At 43.9% G+C, this 24487-nt stretch carries 17 protein-coding genes; 14 read left to right on the plus strand and 3 right to left on the minus strand.

Annotation, left to right across the window (positions count from 1 at the left end):
* Nucleotides 1-6 precede the first annotated feature (6 nt).
* The 3 genes from GSY63_RS11195 to GSY63_RS11205 all read left to right on the plus strand — a co-directional run bounded on the left by GSY63_RS11195 (nt 7) and on the right by GSY63_RS11205 (nt 3148).
* Entirely contained in the window at nt 7-870 is an 864-nt protein-coding gene (locus GSY63_RS11195; protein ID WP_166585889.1) for a sugar phosphate isomerase/epimerase family protein, read from the plus strand.
* A gap of 10 nt (nt 871-880) precedes the next feature.
* Entirely contained in the window at nt 881-1660 is a 780-nt protein-coding gene (locus GSY63_RS11200; RefSeq protein WP_166585890.1) for a 3-keto-disaccharide hydrolase, read from the plus strand.
* 219 nt (nt 1661-1879) lie between these two features.
* Entirely contained in the window at nt 1880-3148 is a 1269-nt protein-coding gene (locus GSY63_RS11205) for an alkaline phosphatase family protein (protein WP_166585891.1), read from the plus strand.
* A 73-nt stretch (nt 3149-3221) separates the two neighbouring features.
* Here the strand turns inward: GSY63_RS11205 and GSY63_RS11210 are convergent, their stop codons facing one another.
* Nucleotides 3222-6026 (minus strand): M14 family metallopeptidase, encoded by a 2805-nt coding sequence (locus tag GSY63_RS11210; RefSeq protein WP_166585892.1) that lies wholly within the window; start codon nt 6024-6026, stop codon nt 3222-3224.
* Nucleotides 6027-6235: 209 nt separating this feature from the next.
* On the opposite strand from GSY63_RS11210, the gene GSY63_RS11215 reads away from it, so the two are divergent.
* The 8 genes from GSY63_RS11215 (at nt 6236) to GSY63_RS11250 (ending at nt 18821) form a co-directional block, all read left to right on the plus strand.
* A complete protein-coding gene (locus tag GSY63_RS11215) occupies nt 6236-10423 on the plus strand; it encodes a hybrid sensor histidine kinase/response regulator (protein WP_166585893.1) in 4188 nt (1395 codons plus the stop codon).
* A 444-nt stretch (nt 10424-10867) separates the two neighbouring features.
* The gene (locus GSY63_RS11220; protein WP_166585894.1) at nt 10868-12223 is read left to right on the plus strand and encodes an APC family permease; all 1356 of its coding nucleotides are present in this window, start codon (nt 10868-10870) and stop codon (nt 12221-12223) included.
* 65 nt (nt 12224-12288) lie between these two features.
* Complete coding sequence (locus GSY63_RS11225) at nt 12289-12726, plus strand: NUDIX hydrolase (RefSeq protein WP_166585895.1); 438 nt, start codon at nt 12289-12291, stop codon at nt 12724-12726.
* A gap of 146 nt (nt 12727-12872) precedes the next feature.
* Entirely contained in the window at nt 12873-14156 is a 1284-nt protein-coding gene (locus GSY63_RS11230) for a zinc dependent phospholipase C family protein (RefSeq protein WP_166585896.1), read from the plus strand.
* Between the two features lie 115 nt (nt 14157-14271).
* Nucleotides 14272-14640, plus strand: a complete 369-nt coding sequence (locus tag GSY63_RS11235; protein WP_166585897.1) for a hypothetical protein — start codon at nt 14272-14274, stop codon at nt 14638-14640.
* A gap of 147 nt (nt 14641-14787) precedes the next feature.
* Nucleotides 14788-17130, plus strand: coding sequence for a TonB-dependent receptor (locus GSY63_RS11240; protein WP_166585898.1), 2343 nt, complete (start codon nt 14788-14790; stop codon nt 17128-17130).
* A gap of 123 nt (nt 17131-17253) precedes the next feature.
* On the plus strand, nt 17254-18624 hold the full coding sequence (locus GSY63_RS11245) for a PepSY-associated TM helix domain-containing protein (protein WP_166585899.1): 1371 nt from the start codon (nt 17254-17256) through the stop codon (nt 18622-18624).
* Nucleotides 18625-18626: 2 nt separating this feature from the next.
* Complete coding sequence (locus GSY63_RS11250) at nt 18627-18821, plus strand: heavy metal-binding domain-containing protein (protein WP_166585900.1); 195 nt, start codon at nt 18627-18629, stop codon at nt 18819-18821.
* Between the two features lie 123 nt (nt 18822-18944).
* Here the strand turns inward: GSY63_RS11250 and GSY63_RS11255 are convergent, their stop codons facing one another.
* Both GSY63_RS11255 and GSY63_RS11260 read right to left on the minus strand, forming a co-directional pair.
* Nucleotides 18945-19745: a DUF4249 family protein gene (locus GSY63_RS11255; protein ID WP_166585901.1), complete on the minus strand. Its 801-nt coding sequence runs from the start codon at nt 19743-19745 to the stop codon at nt 18945-18947.
* Nucleotides 19736-22498 carry a TonB-dependent receptor gene (locus GSY63_RS11260; RefSeq protein WP_166585902.1) on the minus strand — a complete coding sequence of 921 codons (2763 nt, stop codon included), beginning with the start codon at nt 22496-22498 and terminating at the stop codon, nt 19736-19738. The genes GSY63_RS11255 and GSY63_RS11260 overlap by 10 nt, the downstream gene beginning before the upstream one ends.
* A 231-nt stretch (nt 22499-22729) precedes the next feature.
* On the opposite strand from GSY63_RS11260, the gene GSY63_RS11265 reads away from it, so the two are divergent.
* From GSY63_RS11265 to GSY63_RS11275, 3 genes are all read left to right on the plus strand, one after another.
* Nucleotides 22730-23068, plus strand: coding sequence for a YnfA family protein (locus GSY63_RS11265; protein ID WP_166585903.1), 339 nt, complete (start codon nt 22730-22732; stop codon nt 23066-23068).
* 223 nt (nt 23069-23291) lie between these two features.
* Nucleotides 23292-23513: a hypothetical protein gene (locus tag GSY63_RS11270; RefSeq protein WP_166585904.1), complete on the plus strand. Its 222-nt coding sequence runs from the start codon at nt 23292-23294 to the stop codon at nt 23511-23513.
* Between the two features lie 39 nt (nt 23514-23552).
* The gene (locus tag GSY63_RS11275) at nt 23553-24362 is read left to right on the plus strand and encodes a carboxypeptidase-like regulatory domain-containing protein (RefSeq protein ID WP_166585905.1); all 810 of its coding nucleotides are present in this window, start codon (nt 23553-23555) and stop codon (nt 24360-24362) included.
* The last annotated feature ends 125 nt before the right edge of the window (nt 24363-24487 follow it).

The following is a 24487-nucleotide window of genomic DNA, read 5'->3' on the forward strand; positions in this document are numbered from 1 at the left end:
ATACCAATGACTACCAGAAGAGCATTTTTAACCCAGGCGGGCTTGTTTACAGCGGGCGCGCTATTGCTACCCAGATTATCATCCGCCAAAATTAATGGCAAAGCAGGCTTACAGCTGTATAGCCTTCGCGAGCAATTGCCAAAAGATCCTAAAGCGGTGATAGCTAAAATAGCTGAAGCGGGTTATAAAGAAGTTGAAACTTATGGTTACAGCAAAGAGCACGGCTTCTTTGGCCTTAGCGCGAAAGAGTTTAGCGATGTTTTAAAAGCTAATGGCTTAACTACACCAAGTGGCCACTACGGCATGGACAGACTATTTGTTGACGGAACGTTTGGCGAACTGGATGAAGCTATCGAAGCGGCACGCATAACCGGTCAGGAATATGTGACCATCCCTTATCTGAACGAAAAATTCAGAAAAACCAAGGCAGATTTGAAAAATGTTGCAGCCAAAATTAATTTAGCTGCTGCACGCGCTAAAAAAGCAGGCATCAAATTAGCTTACCACAACCACAATTTCGAATTTGATAACATAGAAGGTACTTGTTTATACGAAGTGCTGGCCAAAGAAACTACCATTGCCCTAGAAATGGACTTGTACTGGGCCGTTCGCTCTAAACAGGACCCTATAGAATGGTTTGAGAAATATCCTGGCCGTTTTACGATGGTGCACGTAAAGGATATGGACAAAGCCGAGCCTGAGTTAAATACCGAAGTTGGCAAGGGGTCTATCGATTTTAAAAAGATCTTCGCAAAATCAAAAACTGCAGGCATAAAGCACTTTATTGTTGAGCAAGAGAACTTCAAGATCGATCCTTATGTAAGTATCGCAGAAAGTAGTAAATATCTGAAAACCGTATTATTTGCTTAATTAAGCTGTTATGAGAAAAGTAAAATTTATTTTCACCGCATTATTAGCCGGAGGGTTTTATATGGCACAAGCACAGCAAAACGCCAAGCCCGAAGACACCGAAATTTATGAACCCGTGCCACCAAAGGTAACACCGGGTAAAATAGAGTATAAAAGCGCGCCGTCTGACGCCATTATTTTGTTCGATGGTAAAAACCTGGATGCATGGACCTCTGTAGACAATGGCGGCCCAGCGCAATGGACCGTTGGCGGCGGTATCCTTACTGTTAAAAAAGGTACAGGTAACATAGAAACCAAGCAAAAATTTAATAACTACCAGTTACACATCGAGTGGCGCGTACCTGCAAACATTACAGGCACAGGTCAGGCACGTGGTAACAGCGGTGTATTCTTAGCATCAATTGGTAAAGGCGATGCAGGTTACGAATTGCAGGTATTGGATAACTACGAGAATAAGACCTACACTAATGGTATGGCTGGTAGTATCTACAAGCAATTTGTACCATTGGCTAATCCAAGCCTTAAGCCAGGCGAGTGGCAAACCTACGACGTGATCTGGACAGCACCTACTTTTAATGAAGATGGTTCTGTAAAAACCCCTGCACGTGCTACCGTAATATTTAACGGTGTATTGGTTGAAAACAACGTTACACTGTTAGGCCCAACCCAATATATCGGTAAGCCATCATATAGCATTAAGCATGGTGCATCTCCAATTAAATTGCAAGCCCACGGCGACAAAAGCGAGCCAATCAGCTTCCGAAATATTTGGATAAGAGAAGTACGGTAATTAGAATCAAGAGACAAGAATTAAGATTTAGCTAACAAAAAAAGGCCCCGATTTAATCGGGGCCTTTTTTTGTTAGCTCCCTCTCCTCCGGAGAGGGCTGGGGTGAGGCTTCTCGACTCTTTTCGCCAAAAGCAACAATTCTAATACCTTAACCTCAAAATCAGAATTCCTTCATAACTATTTCGTTTATTTGAAGCGTTTTAGTATTCACTCCCCTTTATGAAGTATTGCTTATCCCTAATCTGTGGTTTGTTATTGAGCAGTTTGGCTTACAGCCAGGCCGATACTACACAGAAGTTTGACCCTTCCACACGCAACAGTGCCGTTCAAGAGAAGAAACCCTATGTGATCATGATCTCAATAGATGGTTTCAGATATGATTATGCCGAACGCCACAATGCCGAACATCTAAAAGCGTTGGGCGAAGCTGGCGTTCACGCCACGTCAATGATCCCTTCGTACCCGTCAATTACATTTCCCAATCATTACACGCTGGTAACAGGGTTGTATCCTGCTCATCATGGATTAGTACAGAATTACTTTTACGATCGTAATTTCAAGGCATCCTACTCCTACAAATCAAAAACCGCCACCGAGGGTAAATGGTATGGCGGTATACCACTCTGGGTACTTGCAGAACGTCAGCAAATGCTTTCGGCCAGCTCTTATTGGGTGGGTTCGGAGGCTGATGTTCAAGGGCAGTATCCTACTTATTATTACAAATACAATGAGCAGATTGGTATAAACGATCGAATCCAAACCGTTGTAAATTGGCTTAAACAGCCTGCAGAACGCCGCCCACATTTGATTACCTTTTACTTCCCCGAAGTTGATCATCAGGGGCATAAATATGGTCCAGATGCACCGGAGACAGATAAGGCAGTTCACTTTGTTGACTCTGCCATTTATGAGCTAACCAAAGCGGTTAAGACTACCGGTTTAGATGTGAATTTTGTAGTTGTATCAGATCATGGGATGACAAATGTTAACCGCGAGCATACGCCGGTAACACCTTCAATTGCCTTGGATACCACTAAGTTTATCCGTGCCGATGAAGGTGAGCTGATTCATCTTTATGCCAAGAAACCGGAGTATATCCAACCCGCTTACGATGAAATAAAGGCTCAGGCTAAAGGCTATCAGGTTTATCTGCGTTCGGATATACCTGCTGCATGGCATTACGGAGCCAAAGACGACTGGCACAATCGTATAGGCGATATTTTGCTAGTAGCCAACTGGCCCACAGCTTTTAATAATTATAAAGGAAAATTAAACCCTGGGGCACATGGTTACGACCCAGCTGTTGTTAAAGATATGCACGCCATTTTCTACGCATGGGGGCCAAACTTTAAAAAGAACCTTACGATCCCTGCATTTAAAAACGTAGATATTTATCCAATGATAGTAGCGCTGCTTGGACTTGAAAATAAGGACAAGATAGACGGTACCAACGAATTAGCCGACAAGGTGCTGGCTAACAAGAAATAAAAACTGCTTGTAAAAGAAACGCCCCGACCATACGGTCGGGGCGTTTCTTTTTGGGTCTATAGCGTATCGGCAATTATTTTGCTGTTTTGTTGTAGAGCTCGTTAAAGAGCATTTTGAAGGTGCCGTGGGCTTGTCCACGGAAGGTGATCTCCGGCCCGAAAGCGTATAGCGTACCCTTACCTACAGGTGCGGTGAAGGCGGCCACACCATCTTTCAGGTATTTTTGGCCCCAGGCCCAACCGCTGCGCAGTGGTTTATCTGTGGCGTACCAGGCTAAAGGTTTAACACCTTTGGTGGCAGCATCTGCATCTAACTTAAATACCGGGCTGCTGTCGAAATCAACATCGGCTTCGTTAAACATACCCCAGTTGGCAGGTTGTGTGGTATCTAATGATACGCGCAGCACACTACCTGGGATAAAGAACTTATCACCCGATAACGGTTTTTCATCGCCAGCTGCCCCCGGTTCAACCAAGGCATTTTTAACGGGCAGGCCTAACTGATAAGCCAGGTTGGTGCTGGTGCCGATGGTAACAATGTTACCGCCTGCTTCTAAGAATTCTTTAAGCTGAGGAATAGATTTCTCTGGAGTGATACGTCCAACCATTCCGCGGAATTCTTCTGGCAGGTCTTCCGGTTTAGGCATGCGACCAAAGAATTCGCCGCCACCATTGCCGGCTGTACCGCCGCCGCGACGGCTTGGGGCTGGTATAGCGCCGCCTACAAACACAATTACATCGTATTTAGATTTCAGGTTGCCTCCATCAATTTCCTGCGGATAAACCAGTTTGAATGGGAAATGGTATTGCTCCATCATCCAACGGATCCAACCTGAGGGGATAGAACCGCCGTAAGTATCCCACAAAGCGATACGAGCGGGGGTTATCTTAACCACATCTTTCGGCTTTTTATTGGCTGCAACTACGGTAACACCATATTGCGGCGCTGACTTAGCAAGTACAGAGTTAGCGCCTTTTTCTGAAGATGGTACATAGAAAGTGCCTGCGGTTGCATCGGTTGTGCCTTTAAGGTCGCCTTTAACACGATAAACCTGTATACCTGCATTTAACAGATCGTTAACCACAACAAAGGAGTTGTTCACGTTGCCGCTTAACAAATAGCCATTTTTGGCAACTGCTGGTATTGTTGTAGTAGGCGGATTTTGAATCTGGCCATACGGGATACGTTCAAACGGGCCGCTAAAGCCATCCAGTATGCGATCAAAAGTTACACCCATCTGGAAGGCTAGTGTCCAGCCTGCAATGTCATAAGGGCGGATAGGAGGGCCACCAGGGTATTGGAAATCGTTCGGGTGATCCTGCGGCTCAAACATATCTATTACGTGCGCACGGAACGCCTGATCTGTTTTTACCACATACGAACCTGCAGGGTATTGTTTACCGGCAACAGTGAAAGCAGATGTTGCTTTTTGTACCGAAATGCCCGATTTGACCAGCGCATTAATAAACTTAACCGTAGTAGGGAAATCGGGTTGATTTGAGGTGATGATATAACCACGTGGATCGCGAAGGGTTGGGTTGCGTAATACCGAATCGAAGTATTTTACAGGGATGTTATTACCCCTGCCTTCGTTACCAAAAGAAACTGCCGCGCCACGATTAGCATTGTTGGTTGTTGCAGGTTTATCTTTTTGATACAAGGCAGTAATAGCCTCGGCGCGTTTAGGCGACAATGTCCAATAATCGGCGCTGCCATGCTCTATCGAATTTTTACCCATACGGTAAGAGTTGTAGAGCAGCTCATCGCGGTTGCGCACAGCGTAATCAAGCACCGCAAAGTTAAGCGACACCGAGTAGTCTATAGACTGTTTATAGTGCCAAGGTTGCGGGGTAATTGGGTTTGGTGTATTACTGCTTGGTATTAAACGCTCGGGTACCACCGGGATTTCCGATGGCGTAGGGCTACCGATAATCTCTGTCAATAAACCTACCATGTTGTGGAAGTAAGCGGTTGTGCGTAAACCCCCGTTCCACCAGGTAGAAAAACTGGTGCCGTTACGTTCGGTATAACCTGGTTTGTTTTCGGCATTCAGGCGGCTTACCATCGCGGCACCAACGCCATCAATGCTCGTCATCAACAGCGGGTCAAAAACGTAGTTAAACGGATCGCGGTAAGGTGGGCCTGCCACTACCGAGCCCGCAGGGCCTGTTTGGTGATGGTTATAAATAATTTCGGGCATCCACTCCAGGTATTGCTGGCGGGCAATGTTCTGGCTTTCTTTCATGTTCATGATAAAAAAGTCGCGGTTGTTATCGTGGCCAATGTATTTTTCCCAAAGGCGAGGCACGTTCATGTTGCGTTTTTTAGGATCCTTTTCGCCCATGTACCAGTTAGCAACCAACTCTTGTCCGTCGGGGTTGGCATGCACAAAAAGAATAATGGTTTTATCCAGTATCTCCATCACTTGAGGATCGGTACGGGTAACCATCTCGTAAGCGGTTTCTAATAATTGGTGCGAACCTACGGTTTCGCTGGCGTGCAAACCACCATCAATCCAAACAATAGCTTTGCCCTCGTTTGCCATTTTATGAGCCTGCTCATCGGTCAGGTTCTCGGCACGGGCCAGCTTTTGGGCTATGGTTTTATATTTATCAAGGTGCTTAATATTTTCCGGCGACGAAACGATTAGCATAAACTGATGTCTGCCTTCTTCGGTCAGCCCGATATCAACATATTTAGCTCTGGAGGATGTGGCTAGCTTTTTAATAAAAGCCTCACTTTGAGTGTAATTTGCCAATTGATAATCATCGCCAATGTTGAAACCAAAATGTTCTTTGGGCGAGGGGATGGATTGTGCAGCTGCCATTGAGGCCGACAGCAGAAGGCACGAGACGTAGCCGGTAAATTTGCGCATCATATTAGTTTAGAGTAATTAATGCCCAATTTATGTAATTGAGCCTTAATTGTGTTGTAACTTTTTTGAGGCATATTTTAAGCAGTCCATGAACTTATTATTAATTAAAAGTTATATTTATCAAATAGTATGATTGCTTATTAGGTAGGTCTGCATCCTAATAGTAAGTAATTACGTATAAACAAATATTACCTCTTACATAACCAATTATAATGATTAGCCGCCGCCTTGTTTTTAAAGGTATACGCGTATTAATACCCCTGTTATTAGTAATGCCGTTGTATTGTTATGCGCAGCCGCAAACCCTAAAAGTTGAGCATATCAGCACACAACAAGGTTTATCGCAGGTAAACGTAAGCGCCATTTTGCAAGATAGCAGGGGCTTTATGTGGATAGGCACGCGAGACGGCCTTAACCGCTACGACGGTTACCAGTTTATTATATACCGTAATGACCCTAACGATAAAAATAGCCTGAGTGGTAACTTTGTGCAGGATATTGTTGAGGATAAAAACGGCAATTTGTGGATAGCTACCCAAAGCAGCGGTATTAATATGTATGATAGGAAAACCGACAGGTTTTATCGCTATACGCATAATAACCGCGATCCGCATAGCCTTTCGAGCAACATTGTTAACAAACTGGCTTTGGACAATAAAGGCAATTTATGGGTGGCAACTCAAAAGGGAGGGCTCGACTGCTTTAATATCAAGACAAAAAAGTTCAGCCACTTTATACATACCGAATTTGACGTAAACAGCATTAGCGACAATAACGTTCGCTGTGTGTTTATTGATAGTCAGCATAGATTATGGGCTGGCACCAATGCGGGTTTAAACCTTTTCGACCCCCAAACCTTCAGTTTTAAAAAATACCAACATAAGGATGGCGATCCGAAGAGCCTGTCGAGCAATTTTGTAAATATTATTTTCGAAGATAAAGCACATCAATTTTGGATAGGCACGCGCGATAGGGGCGTTTGCCATTTTGATCCGGAGAAGGGTACGTTTGAATCCTTCGTACATAGCGATAACCCTAACAGTATTTCTGCCAACACCATCATGACCCTTAACGAAGATAATGATGGCAATTTGTGGATAGGGACTGAAAACGGAGGAATCAGTATTTATAATAAATCCGAAAAGCGCTTTTATACCTACCTGCACGATGATATTGACGAAACCAGTTTAAAAGGCAACTCTTTTTACGCTATTTGCCGCGATAAGGTAGGCAATATGTGGCTTGGCGCGTTTAGCGGTGGCATAAACCTATTTAAACGCAGTACGCTTAGTTTTAAACTTTATAAACATACATCGCGACCCAATAGCCTCTCGAACGATTTTGTACTGGATATTGAAGGCGATAAGGCCGGAGACATCTGGATAGGAACCGACGGCGGCGGCGTAAATAAGCTGAACCCGAAAACGGGCGAGATAACGGTTTACAAACACAGTGATAAGGACAAAAACAGCATTTCGGGAAATTACGTGCTGAAGATAGTGCAGGATGCCGATGGCGATATGTGGATAGGTACCTGGGGCGATGGCATAAGTTTAATTGATCATGCCACTAAAAAGATAACAGTATTTAGGCACGAAGAGAATAATGCCAACAGCCTATCGTCAAACAATGTTTACGCCATCTTGCAAACAAGGGATAAAAAGATTTGGATTGGAACTTACGACGGCGGGCTCGACCAGTACGACAAGGAAACCCATACCTTTAAGCACTATTATTTTGATGAAGACAATCCGCAGAGCCTGAGCAGCACCCGGGTTTACTCGCTATTTGAAGATAGCCACGATAATCTTTGGGTAGGTACATACGATGGCGGCGTAGATCTGCTCGATCGAAAAACCAACACTTTTACACGCTTTATGCATGATGAAAAGCATAACAGCATTAGCAATAACACCGTTGCCGATATTTTTGAAGACAGCAAGCATAATTTATGGCTATCCACCTATTCGGGTTTCGATAAGTTTGATTACCCAAACCGTAAGTTTACGGTTATAAACCAAAAAGACGGCTTGCCGAGTGCTGCCGTTTACGCAGCAAGGGAAGATAAACACGGCTATATATGGATGAGTACCAACAATGGTATTGCTAAATACGATCCAGTAAATAAAACATTTGATAATTATACTACAGAGGATGGCTTACAGGGCGATGAATTTAAACCGCATTCGGCGTATTTAGCCCCTGATGGAACAACTTATTTTGGTGGTCTTAACGGGTTTAATGTTTTTAACCCCGATCACATTTTAAAGCCTGCAGGGTTCTCTCCATTGGTTATTACGCACTTTGAGATTTTTAATAAAACAGTACGTATTGCCAGAGGTGTAAATGATCCATCGCCACTTAAAGAAGACATTACTGATACCGAACGGCTGACACTATCTTATAAGCAATCTGTGGTAACATTTCATTTTGCGGCCCTTGACTACAGCTCGCCGCGCCGGAAACAATATGCTTATATTTTGGAGGGATTTGATAAGGTGTGGAATTATGTAGGCGAGCGTAATACTGCTACCTACACCAATATCCCTGCTGGCGACTATACCCTGATAATAAAATACCGTGACAGCAAAGGCAGATGGTCGCCGGAGAGCAAGGGGTTGAAGATCACCATTATTCCGCCTTGGTGGCGTACCTGGTGGTTTGAAATTTTGGCCGGGATGTTGGTAGCTGTTGGCATTTACACGGTTTTCAGAATACGTATTGCCAGTATCAATGCCCAAAAGGAAATGCTCGAAACGCAGGTGCGCGAACGTACCGATAGGCTGGCCCATATGTCGGCCAACGAGCGGAAGTTACGTGAAGAGGCCGAGGCTGCCCGTGAAGAAGCGGAGAAAGCCAACAAAGCTAAAAGCACATTTCTAGCCACCATGAGCCATGAGATTCGCACGCCAATGAATGGGGTGATCGGTATGGCAACGCTGCTATCGTCTACCGAACTAACATCGGAGCAGGATGAATATGTGGAGACTATTAAAACCTGTGGCGACTCGTTGCTGATGGTGATTAATGATATTCTCGATTTCTCTAAAATAGAATCGGGTAACATGGAGATAGAACAGCACGACTTCGACCTGCGCGATTGTATTGAAAACGTGCTCGATGTTTTTGCTACGAAGGCAGCTAAACTCGATCTCGACCTGGTTTATCAGATCGACCACGATGTACCTTCGCAAATAGAGGGCGATAGCCAACGCTTGCGCCAAGTGCTTATAAATTTGATTGGTAACGCCATGAAATTTACCACCAAGGGCGAAGTGTTTTTGGATGTTAAGAAGAGGGGCGATGATAATACTTATTTTGATCTTTGTTTTAGCATTCGTGATACAGGTATAGGCATACCGGCCGATAAGCTCGACAAGCTGTTTAAACCATTCTCGCAGGTAGACTCGAGCACCACTCGTAAATATGGAGGTACGGGGCTTGGTTTGGCTATTAGTACTAAACTGGTGGAGTTGATGGGCGGTACAATAAGCGCGGAGAGCCAAGTAGGTGTGGGTTCTACATTCTCGTTCACCATAAAAACAAAGGCGGGTATTAACGCCCAGCGCACTTATGTAAACCTTAACACTTCGGGGCTGCTTAACAAACAGATATTGGTTGTGGATGATAACCCAACCAACCGCAGCATCCTCGAAACTCAATTAAAACAGTGGCAGCACATACCGTTAATGGCTGCCTCGGGAGAAGAGGGGCTAAAACTATTGGCACTGCACCCAGATGTTGACATGGTGATAACCGACATGAGTATGCCCGGAATGGACGGGGCGCAATTTGCCGATACTGTTAGAGGTACTCATCCTAAGGTGCCAATTATTTTACTAAGCTCGGTAGGGAATGAACAAAGCAGGCAAATGCCCCACCTATTTAATGTAGTGCTAAGCAAACCTACCAAGCATCATGTATTGGAGAAGCAGATCATCGATCAGCTGAAAAGCAACGGAAACGTATTTAAGGAGCAAAAATCAGTAAGGGCACATTTCGGCGAAGATTTGGCGAAGCGTTACCCGATGGATATTTTAATTGCGGAGGATAATGAAGTTAACCAAAAACTTACGCTGCAGGTACTTGCCAAAATGGGTTACCATGCCGATTTGGCAACCAACGGCCATGATGCGGTAAACGCCGTTGAGAATAAGCCGTATCACATTGTGTTTATGGATGTACAGATGCCTCAGATGGATGGGCTGGAGGCTACGCAGTTTATCAGGCAAAACCTTACACATCAGCCTGTTATTATCGCCATGACTGCTAATGCCCTTTCAGAAGATAGGGAAGCCTGCCTAAAAGCAGGTATGGACGATTACCTGAGCAAACCCATGAAGTTAGACGAGATTGTTGCCGTATTGGAGAAATGGGGTAGGAAGTTGGTTAGTTATTAGGTTTTTAGTTATTGATTAGCAAATGTGCACATGTGGTGCATGGTGCAATGTTCCATATGCACCACTGTGTTCCTACTTAAAAGTCATTTTGTGTTTACTTTATTTGTATTGTGTTGATAATTAGTATTTTGTGTTATTTGTTCTACATTGAAAAACAATAGCATGCACCACTTTAATGACTTAAAAGTCTTCTTTTGTATCAAGGCTGCGCTTTGAGGGTTCCACTTAATCATGTTCGGGATCGCCTTTGTTCGCCGCAGTTTGTCATTTTTCCATCTTTTTAACCTGTAGAACTTAATTACTCAAACAACTTAGTTAATTTAATCGCCTCAAGTTATAGTCATAAGTCATTAGTCAACGGTCATTAATCGTTGATCTTTGTTTATTTAAAACAAATTGTCGCCGGTAGATTCACTAATGACTAATGACCAACCATAAAAGTCAATGAACGAAAAACACCAGCTCGAGCGCGGCTTATCGCTCACCCAGGCTACAGCCATTAATATGATCGATATGGTGGGGATAGGGCCGTTTATTACCATCCCGTTTATTGTGGGCGCCATGAAAGGGCCTCAATGTATCATTGCCTGGTTGGTAGGCGCGCTACTAGCATTTATGGATGGATCTATCTGGGCCGAAATGGGGGCAAAATGGCCTGCAGCAGGTGGTAGCTACGTTTTTTTACAGAATCTTTATGGCAAGTGGGGCAAAATGTTTGCCTTTTTATTTATCTGGCAAACCACTATACAGGCACCTTTGGTTATAGCCAGCGGGGCCATTGGCTTTTCGCAATACCTTACTTACCTGGTGCATTTAACCGGTTGGGAACAAAAGCTGGTAAGCGGTGCATTGGTTATTTTGCTGGTGCTACTGTTGTATCGCAATATTAAAACCGTGGGTAAGATCTCTGTAATCCTTTGGATCATTACTGGCGGTACCTTTATCTGGCTTATCGCCTCGGGCTTTAATGCATTTAACAGCCAGCAGGCATTTACGGTTAGCAAAGACGCCTGGGATTTTACTCCTTTATTTTTTGTTGGATTAGGGCAGGCTTCGTTAAAAACGGCTTATTCATTTTTAGGCTATTACAATGTTTGCCATCTTGGTGCAGAGATCAAGGAGCCGGAGGTTAATATCCCTAAAAGTATTTTTATTTCAATAGCAGGTATTGCGGTGTTGTACCTCGGTATGCAAATCATGATCCTTGGTGTTTTGCCTTGGCAGGATGTGGCCAAATCGCAGTTCCCGGTGAGCCTTTATTTCGAGCATATTTACAATAGCGGGGTGGCCCGATTTGCAACTGGCTTAATCCTCATTATAGCCTTATCATCGCTGTTTTCGGTAACGCTAGGCTATTCGCGCGTGCCTTATGCGGCGGCCATTGATGGTAATTTCTTTCCGATCTTCGGAAAAATCCACTCTACCAAAAAGTTTCCGCATGTGTCGTTATTAATATTGGGTGCATTTGCATTTGTGTTCAGCCTGCTTTTTAAAATGAAGGAGATCATTACTGCAATTGTTACCATGCGTATTATAATCCAGTTTTTGGGTCAGGCGTTTGGTGTTATCCTATGGCATTACAATAAACCCAAAGATGTGCGGCCTTATAAAATGTGGCTGTTCCCTGTGCCTGCTATTATTGCCATTATTGTGTGGCTGTTTATTCTGCTCACTAGCCCCCTGGTGTACATTGTTACGGCTGGCGGTATCATCTTAACAGGGCTGATCATTTACTTCTTCTGGCAGCGAAGGGCAGGTAAAATGGAGCCGGTACTTAGCGACGCACCAGAATTAGAATAAATAGATTTATGCCTCATCCGGGGGACCGGTCAGGACATCAACCTTGACGAAACCAATATTAATGTATGGCCGAATTTCCAGATAACAACCAAGCGACAGCCGATTTAAAGACAATAGACAAGATTGCGTTTGTTTATATTAAAGACAGAAAAATTTTGAGCACACGCTCAAACGGAAAATCAGTGTGGTACATACCGGGAGGAAAGCGGGAGCCGGGCGAAAATGATATGGAAACGCTCTCGCGCGAGCTAAAAGAAGAATTAAATATAGAGGTATCATTTCCGGAGGTAAGGTACATAGGTGTTTTTAAAGCTCAGGCCCACGGACATCCCGATGGTACTGTTGTTAAGATGACTTGTTATACCGGGGCTTACACGGGCGAACTGAAGGCCTCGGCGGAGATTGATGAGTTCGACTTTTTTACCCTCGAGGATCAGTATAAAAGCGCAGCGGTAGATCGCCTGATCTTACAGTTTTTACACGAAGCAGGTATGATCGACTAGCCGGTTGAACCATCGGTTTAAGCAATCTTTTTTCGTTATCGGATAAAAATTGGTATTGTACTAATAAGTTACCATAATGCTAAAACATTATGCCCATAAGTGTGCTTTAGCATCATAACGTTTTTAATACTTTCTGATATACACCAATGTTACGCCTCTTTACCCGGACTTTATTTTTTATGCTGATTTGCATAATGGTGGGTATAAAAAAGGCAAACGCTTATGCTATACTTGCCCACGAAGCTATCGTTGATGCCTGCTGGACAAAAGAAATTAAACCCTTATTGCTTAAGCGTTTCCCGATGACAACAGATTCGGCTATGCTGGTAGCACATTCTTATGTTTATGGGGGTGCTATGGTGGCCGATATGGGCTATCTTCCCATGGGTAGTGCTCAATTCAGCGATTTGATGCATTACGTCCGCAGCGGCGACATGATAGAAAACCTAATTAAAGAAGCCCAAAACCTTAACGAGTACGCATTTGCCCTGGGCGCTCTTTCGCACTACCGAGCCGACGAATTTGGGCACTCGCAAGCTACCAACCATACCGTACCACTGGTTTATAAAGATCTGCAAAAGAAATATGGCAACACAGTTACTTATGGTGATGATAATGTTTCGCACAGTAGGGTAGAGTTCTCTTACGATGTATTGCAGATTGCACGGGGAAATTATAACTCACAATCATACCACGATTTTATTGGGTTTAACGTGGCCAAAGGTGCGTTATCAAGGGCCTTTATGAAAACATACGGACTGTCGCTCGATGAATTGTTCGGCAACTTCGAAAGCAGCGTATCTACTTTTAGGTGGGGTGTAAAAAACCTTATGCCTACATTGGTTAAACGCACCTGGAAATCAAAAAAAGATACCATACTGGCGCGCGATCCAGGTATGACGGCCAAGCAGTTTAAGTATAAAATGAAAAAGCGGGAGTATCACCAGGAGTTTGGAAAAGGTGAGGAGAAACCCGGTTTTTGGGCCAACTTTCTGGCATGGATGATTAATGGGCTGCCAAAGATCGGCCCGTTGAAAACGCTTAAATACGTAGATCCTGGCAGGGACGGCGAGCGATACTTTGTACAAAGTTTCGATACCATATTGGTACACTATAAGCAAGATCTTATTTTGGTACAAAACCAAAGTTTATCGTTGGCCAACATTGACTTTGATACCGGCCGGCCAACTGCTATCGGCGAATACGATCTTACCGATCAAACCTATGCCAACCTGCTAATAAGCCTGCAGAAGACCAATTTTAAATATGTTAGCCCAGCGTTAAAGCAGAATTTAATCGCCTTTTATAAAGATCCGAGCAATATCCCTGCATCCAAAAAATACCCTATCAAATGTGATGATCTTGGATTTGCATTGGCTGCTTTAAGAAATGCTTCACCTGTTGATGAAGTTCAATTGAAGGGAAAGTAAATCCCTCCCTAGCGCTCGTCCAAGGGGACAACTTGTATGCCGTGTTTACAACACCCTCCATAAATTCCGAATCAGTCTTCCGATATCCGGAATCAATCCTTACTTTTGCAGCCAAATGAAGAACCGGTTTCTCTGTATCTTACTGCTATTTGGGTTGTTTAGCGCCCAATTTTCGCAGTACTTTGTAGTGGCGGGTTTTGATCTGAACCAGAAGTACATAGCCGAAAAGTTTTGCGTAAACAAAGCGCGGCCATGGATGCACTGTAACGGAAGATGTTATCTGATGAAAAAGCTGAAGCAAAGCGCCGATAAGGAAAAAGCTGCTGAACGCGAAAATCAGAAAAACAGTTTCCAGGTTGCCATCATCACCCAGCCAGATCATTTTTCGTTGAAAGAGCAGGACTGTACAACACTCATTGTACGCGAAGCTCCGTTTGCTCTTCTGAAAAATCAAACCTCCATCTTTCAGCCTCCACGGGCTTAACGTTTCCCACTCTTTTATTAATTCAAATTTGATCGTGTAAGGCATTGCTATGCCCTCGCTAAACCCTTTTTTGTGGTTTGGGCCGATCTGTATTTTACCAACTGGTACTGTATCCATCAATCGGATAGAGCACCTCATCTATTAATAATGAAACGTTATTACCTTATTTTTATATTTTTTATAGGGCTTATAAACACGGCATTTAGTCAACATATTAATGGCACCGTAGTAGACGCCATTACGCACGAAGCCCTGCCCGGCGTAGCCGTTTGCATTAACGATACCTCCGCAAACGTTCGCTTAAACATAGCGGTTACGGATAGTAAAGGCCGCTTTGCATTAAGCGCCAGTCGCCCGCTTAAAGTAAGCATGATAGGTTATGTGACGCAGATCATTAATCCGCATGATAAGATGCAGATTATGCTGCAGCCGTCATCTTTAGATTTGCAGCCTGTTGTGGTAACCGCCAGTCGCGAAAAGCAAGCGCGTCAGGATGCACCGATCGCCATTAGCAAAATTAATTCTGTACAGATACAAGATACCAAAGCCACCGCGCTTTACCAGTTGTTAAACAAAGTGCCGGGTGTATATATGGTTAATTTAGGCAACGAACAACACACCATGGCCATCCGCCAACCGATAACATATAACGCACTGTATCTGTATATGGAAGACGGGCTGCCTATACGTCCAACCGGTATTTTTAACCATAATTCGTTGTACGAGATCAACATGTCGGGAGTGAAAGATATAGAGGTTATCAAAGGGCCGGCATCATCATTATACGGTAGCAACTCTGTAGGCGGAGCTATTAACTTCATAACGCAGGGCCCGCCTTCGGGTTATGCTGGCAATATTTCGATCCAGGGCGATAATTATAATTACCGCCGGATTGATGCCGATGGAGGTTTTACATCGGGTAAGTTTGGCTTTTACGCAGGCGGTTACGTCGCTCACCAGAAAGATAGCTGGCAAGACTATTCAGATTTTGATAAGTACTCAGCCAACATAAAAACCACTTACGATTTCGATAACAATACCAAGTTGACAGCGGCTGCATCTTACAATTACCTTAATACCCAGACGCCGGGAAGCTTGGATAGCGCCCATTTCTATAACCGCAGCTATGGTAGCAACCAGCGTTTTACCTACAGAAAGGTAGAGGCGTTCAGAGCTAATGTTCGCTTAGACCATAGCTGGAGCGAGAAGAGCAATACGTTTGTTACGGCCTTTTTTCGCGATAATTCAACAGCACAGTTACCAAGTTATTACATAGCCGATGTACGTAATAGCAGCGGCCAGTATGTAAGCTCTAACGGACAGGTAAATGATCAAAAATTCCGCAGCTATGGCTTGCTTGCACAGCATCGTACCGACTTTGATTTTCTGCATTCGCGCATTATAGTAGGCGCTTATATGGATGACAGCCCGAGTTCATACTATGCTCAATACCTGAATATTCAGAAAGATCAGGTTAATAACTACTATACGGGCTTTACTAATACAGGTGTTTATATTGACGACTATCGTATTAAGTTATTCAATACAGCTGCTTATGCGCAATACGAAATAAAGCCTTTTGAAGCTTTGCGTATTGTGGCCGGCTTGCGTTACGATAGGGTGCATTATGATTTTGATAATGGCCTGCCGCCATCTAATACCAAATACAAGCAGCAGGAAAGCAACAACTTTAACATTGTTGCGCCAAAGCTGGGCTTTACTTATAATCTGGGTGCCAACAAGGGCTTCTACGGAAACTTTAGCGTAGGTTTTCAACCGCCAGAGACCGGCGACTTATACAGTTCGCGCCAGCTAACGCCTTTGAAACAAGCGACGTTTGATAACTATGAATTAGGGGGATGGTTCTCGGCACTTGACAAAAAAATGTACTTCGAACTAAGCCTGTTCGATTTGGAAGGGCATAACGAGATCATTAGTCAACTTTTGCCCGATAATACTACCCAAAACCAGAACGCAGGTGCAACGCGCCATCGTGGGGTAGAGTATTCGGTAACTTACGCACCGGTGCAGGATCTTACCTTCCGTTTCAGCGGTACTAATGCCCGCCATACCTATGTTAATTATAGCGAAGTGCGTACTAATTACACCACCGGCCAGAGCTATAGCCTGGTGTACGATGGTAACCGCATGAGCAATGCCCCGGCATGGATTGCAAACAGCGAGCTTACTTATAAGCCGCACTACTTACCCGGTTTCAGGATAACCCCGGAGTGGCAGCATATCAATCATTATTTCACTGACCCGGCCAATACCAAAACTTACAGCGGTTATGATATTTATAACCTGCGTTTTGGCTATGAGTGTAAGCAAACGGGTTTGAAGGGATTGGGCATTTGGTTTAACGTATTAAATCTTACCAACAAGCTTTACGCAACAACGGTAACCAGTAACCAATACGGCGATACCTATAATGCTGCGCCACCGCGCACCTATACTTTGGGTATCAGTTACTCATTTTCAAAATATTAAATGATGGAAAGCTCGTTAAAAAATAAACTGCGCCGAAACTTTTATCAACTGCATCGTATTGTGGGGTTGATTGCGCTCGTACCAGTAATCTGCTGGACGTTGAGCGGACTTTCACACCCATTTATGTCTAATTGGTTTCGCCCGTTTATTCCGCAGGAGGTATTTAAACCGCTTTCTCAGGATAAAATGCAGCCGGAATTGACTGTTCAGCAAGTGCTGGATCAGAACCATTTGACACAAATTCGCAATTTTAGTCTGGTTAATTTTAATAACAACACCTGGTACCAGGTGTTGTTAACCGACAGTACATACCAATATTATTCAGCAACAGATGGTAAGTTACTCGCTAAAGGTGATGAGGCTTACGCAGTCTACTTAACCCGCTATTTTACGCAGGATTCTGTTTCGCCTGTAAAACGTATCACACTGCAAACTAAATTCGACAGCGAATATCAGCCCATAAATCACCTGTTGCCGGTATGGAAAGTGCAATTGAACCGCCCCGATGCTATGACCATTTATGTAGAAACAGGGCAAAGCCGTTTAGGAACTTTCAATAACAATACCCGGAAAGTAATGCTCGGCTTGTTCGAAGAGTTTCATACCTGGCAATTTTTGGGCGATGCCGCGGGCGAAAAAGCCCGAATAGTTGTATTGGTTTGTGTAATTGGTTTGCTATTTATTTCGTTACTGACTGGTGTTATCGTTTATGGATTATTTTGGAACCGGTTTAAAGAAATCAGTCAAAAGCGTAAAGCAAAAGGAGGGGAAGATAGGCGCTTTGTGCATCGTTTTCACCGCCAGCTGGGGCTGATTGTGTCTTTTGTTATGCTTACGTTTGTGATAAGCGCAGCCTTTCACCTGTTAGTAAAACTGCATAATATGAAGGCCGAAGGTAAACCCTTTGAGCAGGTAATTAACCGAGATCTGCTCATCCAATCTAATCTTAACTTGCCTGTTGCCGATAGCCTAATCAAAAAAGTCTCAGTTGTTAAATTCAATAACCGGGTTTACTACCAGGTATTGGAGAAGAGCAAGCAAATGGCCTATTTCGATACCCAAAGCGGCGAAGAGCTTAAGAATGGCGATCAACAGTTGGCAACTTATCTGGCTAATTATTATCGAATAACCGACGATAAGGGCGGGAAGTCAGAGAGCGGAGCCCCGGTCTCGAACCTCGGAACTCAGACACCAGATTCCATAACCCTCATTAAGCAATTTAACAACGACTACGGTTTTAACAATAAGCGTTTGCCGGTTGAGCAGGTAAGCTTTAAAAGCGAGAACTGGTATATAGAAACTGCGACGGCCAAGCTATCAACCAAAACTGCCGGGATTGACAGGGCCGAGGGCCTTTCGTTTATCTTCCTGCACAAATACTTCGGCATGACCTGGGCCGGCAAAGATATCCGCGACATTGTTACTATGCTGGCTGCATTAGGAATACTGGTGGCATCGTTATTTGGCTTTGCAGCCTTTATTAAAAATAAATAATTATGAAAAAATTGATAATCATAATGGTGGTGTTTGCTTTCTCGGCATGCTCACAACCAACTAAGAAAGCTACACCCGGTAACCCGAAACAGGCTGCCGTTAAATGTAAATATACCTGCGTAATGGACACCTCGGTTTGTGAAGAAAAACCAGGTGTATGCCCCAAGTGCGGAATGAAATTGGTGGAGAAGGATTGAAAAGAATTAAGAATTAAGAGCTAAGACAGAACTCCGCAGGTTGAAGCGTGGACACTTTAATTCATAAACAGAAAAGCCCCCAATAATTGGGGGCTTTCTTCATTTAAGCAGGGGGATTGTTTATTAATATTGTGTTAGCGTAAGCTTTATAGTATCGGCTTGCATGGCGGTAAAAATTCCTAATCCGTTGTTTACGTTGGTTGGGATGTTAGTGAGGTTCTGCGATGATGATCCCGACTGTGCATTAAGCAGATCAATGTATTCTTTATTTACACCGTATAATATTGCCCGGTAGGTGCCTATGTAATTAAATGAACGGTAATAGATTTGATACTCCGAAGTCTTGTTTACGTTAACGGTAAAGTTTACCAACGGCGTGCCACGTCCGCTTACCTGGAAGGGGGCTGTCTCATCATTTTTAAACACCAAAACATGATATAACGAGTCCGGGTTGTTCCAGCGGAAGGTATCGGCTACAGAATCTACACTATTAGGCGATCCTGTACCCGTTGGCAGGTTAATAAGCGTTTTGGTTGCGGTATAATTAACAGGTTTGGCAGGCAAGACAGTTTGTGCCGAAACCAGAGCGTTTTGATAGGTAAATTGTAGAGTGTACGTTTTGCCGGTAGTTAAAAAGGCGTCGCTGTAGGTATACGTACCTTTTGCGCTCTCGGTAAGTGTAACGGTTTGTGACCCGTCCGACAGTTTCAAACTGAGGCCAGTTATGACAGCCCCATAGGTTGCCGTATCATCGAGCGCTTTTTGCTGGTATACTTTTACACTAATAGGTTGGCCAGGTATTAGATAGCCAACCACAACCGGTTTATTGGGTATCGATATATCTGCGGAGTTTTTCTGGCAGGATGCAAATGCCAGCATACCAAATAGGAGGCAGAAAAACAGGTGTTTTATTTTTATTTCCATCTTAAGCTTAGGGTAATGTTAGGGGTTAGGCCGAGGTAATTTACGTTTGAGGTTACCACCTGATTGTTCTGTATGGTGTACTCTTTGTACCAGGTGTTAATGTGGTTGTAAGCATTAAATAAGCTGAAACCTATACTGCCTATTTTGCGTCCGTCAACCTTCAGCAAGTCGTAAGTGGCGGATAGGTCGAGGCGATGGTAGGCTGGTAAGCGCTCAGCGTTTTTATCACTGATGGTAAGGTAAGTAACCTTGTTGCCATCAACCGTGTTAATAGTGTAACTGCCAAGCGGGGCAGTATAAGGGTGCCCGGTGCTGAAGATCCAGGTGGCGGCAAAACTCCAGCGTTGCAGGTGATACATGTTTATCCACTTAAACTCGTTGCGCACGTCCTGATCAGATGGGAAATAATCGTTGCCATAAGCGGCGAACTTGCTTTTAGATTGCGCCAGCGTGTAAGCAATCCAACCGGTATAAACACCAACCTTTTTCTGCAGTAAAACTTCGATACCTTTTGCCCAACCGTTGCCTGTGTAATAGTTCTCGGTAATGGTAGATGTGGTGCTGGCATTAAATGGCCCACCACCTTGCTGGCGAATGGAGTATTCTGTTAGGCCATTCAATTGTTTGTAGTAACCTTCTATGTCAATTAAAAAATCTTTGGTTTCGTAATTAAAACCGGCGATGTAATGATTGGCACTGCTTACAGGCATATTATTTTTATCTGCCAACACCCAAAAATTGCGATCTCCATTTAGGATGTCTTCACGGGTTACGCGATTGGTAAACTGGTAGAAACGCCCTGTGGCCATCTTCAGATTAAAGCGATCTGTAAAATGGTAGGTTGCCGAGAGCCGGGGCTCAGTGTATATTTTACCGGTTGGCGAATAATAAGTTTCGCGTATACCTGGTTGAATATGAAGATCGCTGTTAGGATCATATTGCAACTCGGTGTAGCCCCCTGTAATCGCTCCGTTATTGTGCTGGTTAATAAGCGAAGTGGTATCGTTTTGGGTGTACCGGTACTTGATATCAAGATAAGATCCATAACCACCAAATAATACTTTATACTTAGAACCGGCCTGCCATTCCCAGTCCGATTTTAGGCTGAGGTCTTTTAAGCGGTTATACTCATATGTGCCGTTGTTAATGTTGGTGGTAGTGCCGCTGTCGGTCACCGTACCGGTTGTACCACGGTCGCGGTCGCTGTTAAATTGCGAGTAGCTGATAACTGTATTAGAGAACAACTTTTTGCCCCAGGTGCTCACCCATTTGCCACTAGTACCGATATTGCCAGATTTGGTGTAGTCATTAACTTTTAAATCGCTGCTATAGCTGCTTACAAATGATGGAAAATTCAAATCCCGGCTATTATCCAAATGGTCTGTACCCGAGTAATAAGTCCAGCTGAAGGTGTTTTTATCCGAAGGTGAATAGGTATACTTGGCGTTAAAATCATAGAAGTAGGACGATGGCGTAGTTTGGTTCATAAAACCGCGACCGCCGCCCGGTCCACCACCACCCGGACCAGTTGTTGTAGTGCTCTTGTTAAATTGACCAAAGATCTTATCATACAAAGGCCCCTGATACGAGCGACGAAATGCCACCAGAAACGATGAGTTTTTATTCAATGGTGTTTCACCATAAAGATTGATACTTAGCAAACTCAAGTCGCCGCCGAAGTTGGTTTCGTTCTTGTTGCCGTCTTTACCACGAATCTCTGTTACCGCCGACAACCTGCCGCCATATTTAGAGGAGAAGCCTCCTTTGTACATTTCTACATCGCGCACGGCGTTGGGGTTAAAGGCACTATAGAAACCATATAAGTGGTCTACCTGATAAACGGTAAAACCGTCGAAGGTCACCAAATTCTGATCGGGTGTACCACCACGAACGTAGGCTCCTGACGATGATTCGTTAGTACCGCTAACACCCGGCATTAATTGAAATGAACGCAAAATGTCGCGTTCGCCAATATTTGGTAGTTTATCCAGTGCGGCGGGTGTTAATTGTAGTACACTAACCTTTTTGCTGTCGGTATTAATAACGCCGTGTTTTTTATCGGTAATTACAACCTCGTTCAATGCGTTCATGGAAGGGAACAGCGGCAGCACCATCGAGCCTTTGATCTTTTCGTCGTCAAGCCTGAATTTATCGGGCTGATAACCCATGTACGATACTTCCAGCACGCAGGTATCGGCAGGTACGTTAAGCAGGGTAAAGTTACCACTGGTGTTGGTAGCCGTGTTTACATCGCTATTGCGTACCGAAACAATGGCTCCGGGTAAAGCTTCGCCCGTGTTCTGGTCAACGACGCGGCCCGATATCGAAAACATAAAACGAGTAGGAGGGCCTTTGGGTGGTTCGAGCATTTTGGGTTTAACTGCCGACAGGCTTTTATTCATGGCGTTCAATTGCTTTAGCCTGTCCAGATCATCGGGTTGTTGCAGAATATAAATAGTGCCGTCGTTTTCGATCCAATACTGAAGGTCGTTTTGCTTACATACCAGTTTCAACGCGTCTATCAATGGTTCGTTAAAAAAGTGTTCTACCACATCCATGCCGTGTATCGGCTCACGTTCGAAAATGAAACGCACCTTGTATTGGAGCGACAGGGTATCGAGCATTTCGTCTAACGGACAGGAGAAAAAATGATCGACAATAGATTTTTTGAGAATTTTTTGTGTCTGTTGTGCCTGCGCGTGGGTACAGGCAATAGTTAGAAATAGTAACAGGGGTACGGAAAGTCTTTTCATCCAGATCAGTTAGTGTAAGTTTTATGTTGAGGCTTTACGGGCGCATGCCTTTTAAAAACCGTTACATTGACGTTAAAACTCAACTTACAGTATGAGAGTATGGTGAAGTATCGATAAAGAGCATATATGTGCCGACGAACAGGCCGTAATCATATACCGCGGAAATCTGAAAACACGGTTTTTGGAAAGAAACGGGGCTTTTTGGCTATATTTAATCTCAACAAAAAACTTATGATCTGGATACGATCTTTCCTCATTTTTATATTGGCCGGTCTATGCGAAATTGGTGGCGGATACCTCATATGGCTATGGCTTAAAGAGGGTAAGCCTTTATGGTACGCTATTGTAGGAGGTTTAATCCTTGCGTTATACGGTGTGGTAGCAACCTGGCAAACTGCCAGCTTCGGCCGGGTATATGCAGCTTACGGGGGGATATTTATTGTACTGGCGCTGCTTTGGGCCTGGAAGATAGACGGTTTCCGGCCCGATAAATATGATATTATCGGTGCCGCCGTGGCATTGCTGGGTGCCTGCATTATTATTTATACACCGAGGGGATCAGTTGGGTAACTGAATGGATATAAAGTTATAGATAAATACTAACGGTTTAATTCTTAAGTCGTTTTGGTATCAGGGTTGGTTCGCCAAAGGTCTTATATATCAGTAAATTAACAGAAGGTTAAGCGTTCGTAATTAATACGATAATTCAATGTTTTTTAGTCCTGTATTCGGGCGTGCTAGATGTAACGAGTTCGATTTAAGTTAATTTAATAGAAACTTAAAAGAGAAGAACATGAAAAGGATTAAGATCGAACTTTTTACCGGCGTGTTTTGCAGCCTGTTTGCGATGGGCCTTGGCGTTTGGTTGTTCAACTATGTTTTAAACCTGAACAGAAATGCTGAGGTAAGCGCCTTTTCTAGCCACGCTACATTGTATATCATGTCGTTTACTTGCATGATTATTGGCTTAGGCGTTTTGTTGGTTACAGAAGTTCCTCGTGAGCGGGCCAGCTAATTAGCATCTGTTAAACTTTGTTAAAGCCCGCGTTAAACTTTGTTAAAGGCTAATGAGGGTAAGGCGTCGATGGCTACATTTAGCGTGCGCAGTGCAAATGTTTTGCGCATCCAAGCCATGCCGATACATAAATGCCTTATCTTATTACCTTTAATTATAAGCTGTTTTGGAGCCAAAGCGCAACTCATCAGCGGAAAAGTTGTGGACCTGGTTACCCGCCAGCCTATACCAGGAGTAATGTTGGTGAGTAGTGTAGATCGGCGCAACACTAACGAAAATGGCGAGTTTGAAATTAAAACTTCGGGATTGGGCGATACCATCAAAATGATAGCCCTCGGCTATAAGCATTATATTTTACCTGTAAAACAAGCCATGACCGATGGCAACATCGTTTCGTTGCAACGTATTTCTATCGTACTTAACCAGGTAAACATTACAGCCAGCCGCAACCGCCGCCAGGATTCTATTAACAACCGCCTGGCCTTTGCCCAAGTGTTTAACCATCATGCACCCCGCATTACGGATGTGTTTGTACCGCCTCCGCAAAACGTGCCCTTCGCCTGGGTAAGTATAGATTTACTGCAAGTACTAGGCTATCTTACCCGCAACAGCAATCATGTCACAAAGCTGCAAAAGACTTTGTTGAAGGATGAGCAGGCCAACTATATTCAATCGCGATATAATAAGAATATGATCAGCCATGTTACCAATTTGCAAGGCGATTCACTCCAAACCTTTACCGACAAGTATTTCCCCACTGCCGACTGGTTACGCAAAGCTACAGACTATGAACTGATTCAGTATGTTAGAACCAAAGCCGTCGAATTCAGAACCGCGCGACAGAATTAAACATTGAAAGATCTTTTTAGATGGGAGTTCATAACGTGTTTCCTTAATTGACGAATACCGTTTTGGACAGTAATGCGGAATGAAACTTTAGGAAAGTTGCCGGCGTATAACTGTCTAACTATAAA

It is taken from the genome of Mucilaginibacter agri, assembly GCF_009928685.1.
In the GTDB taxonomy this organism is placed as follows: Bacteria; Bacteroidota; Bacteroidia; order Sphingobacteriales; family Sphingobacteriaceae; genus Mucilaginibacter; species Mucilaginibacter agri.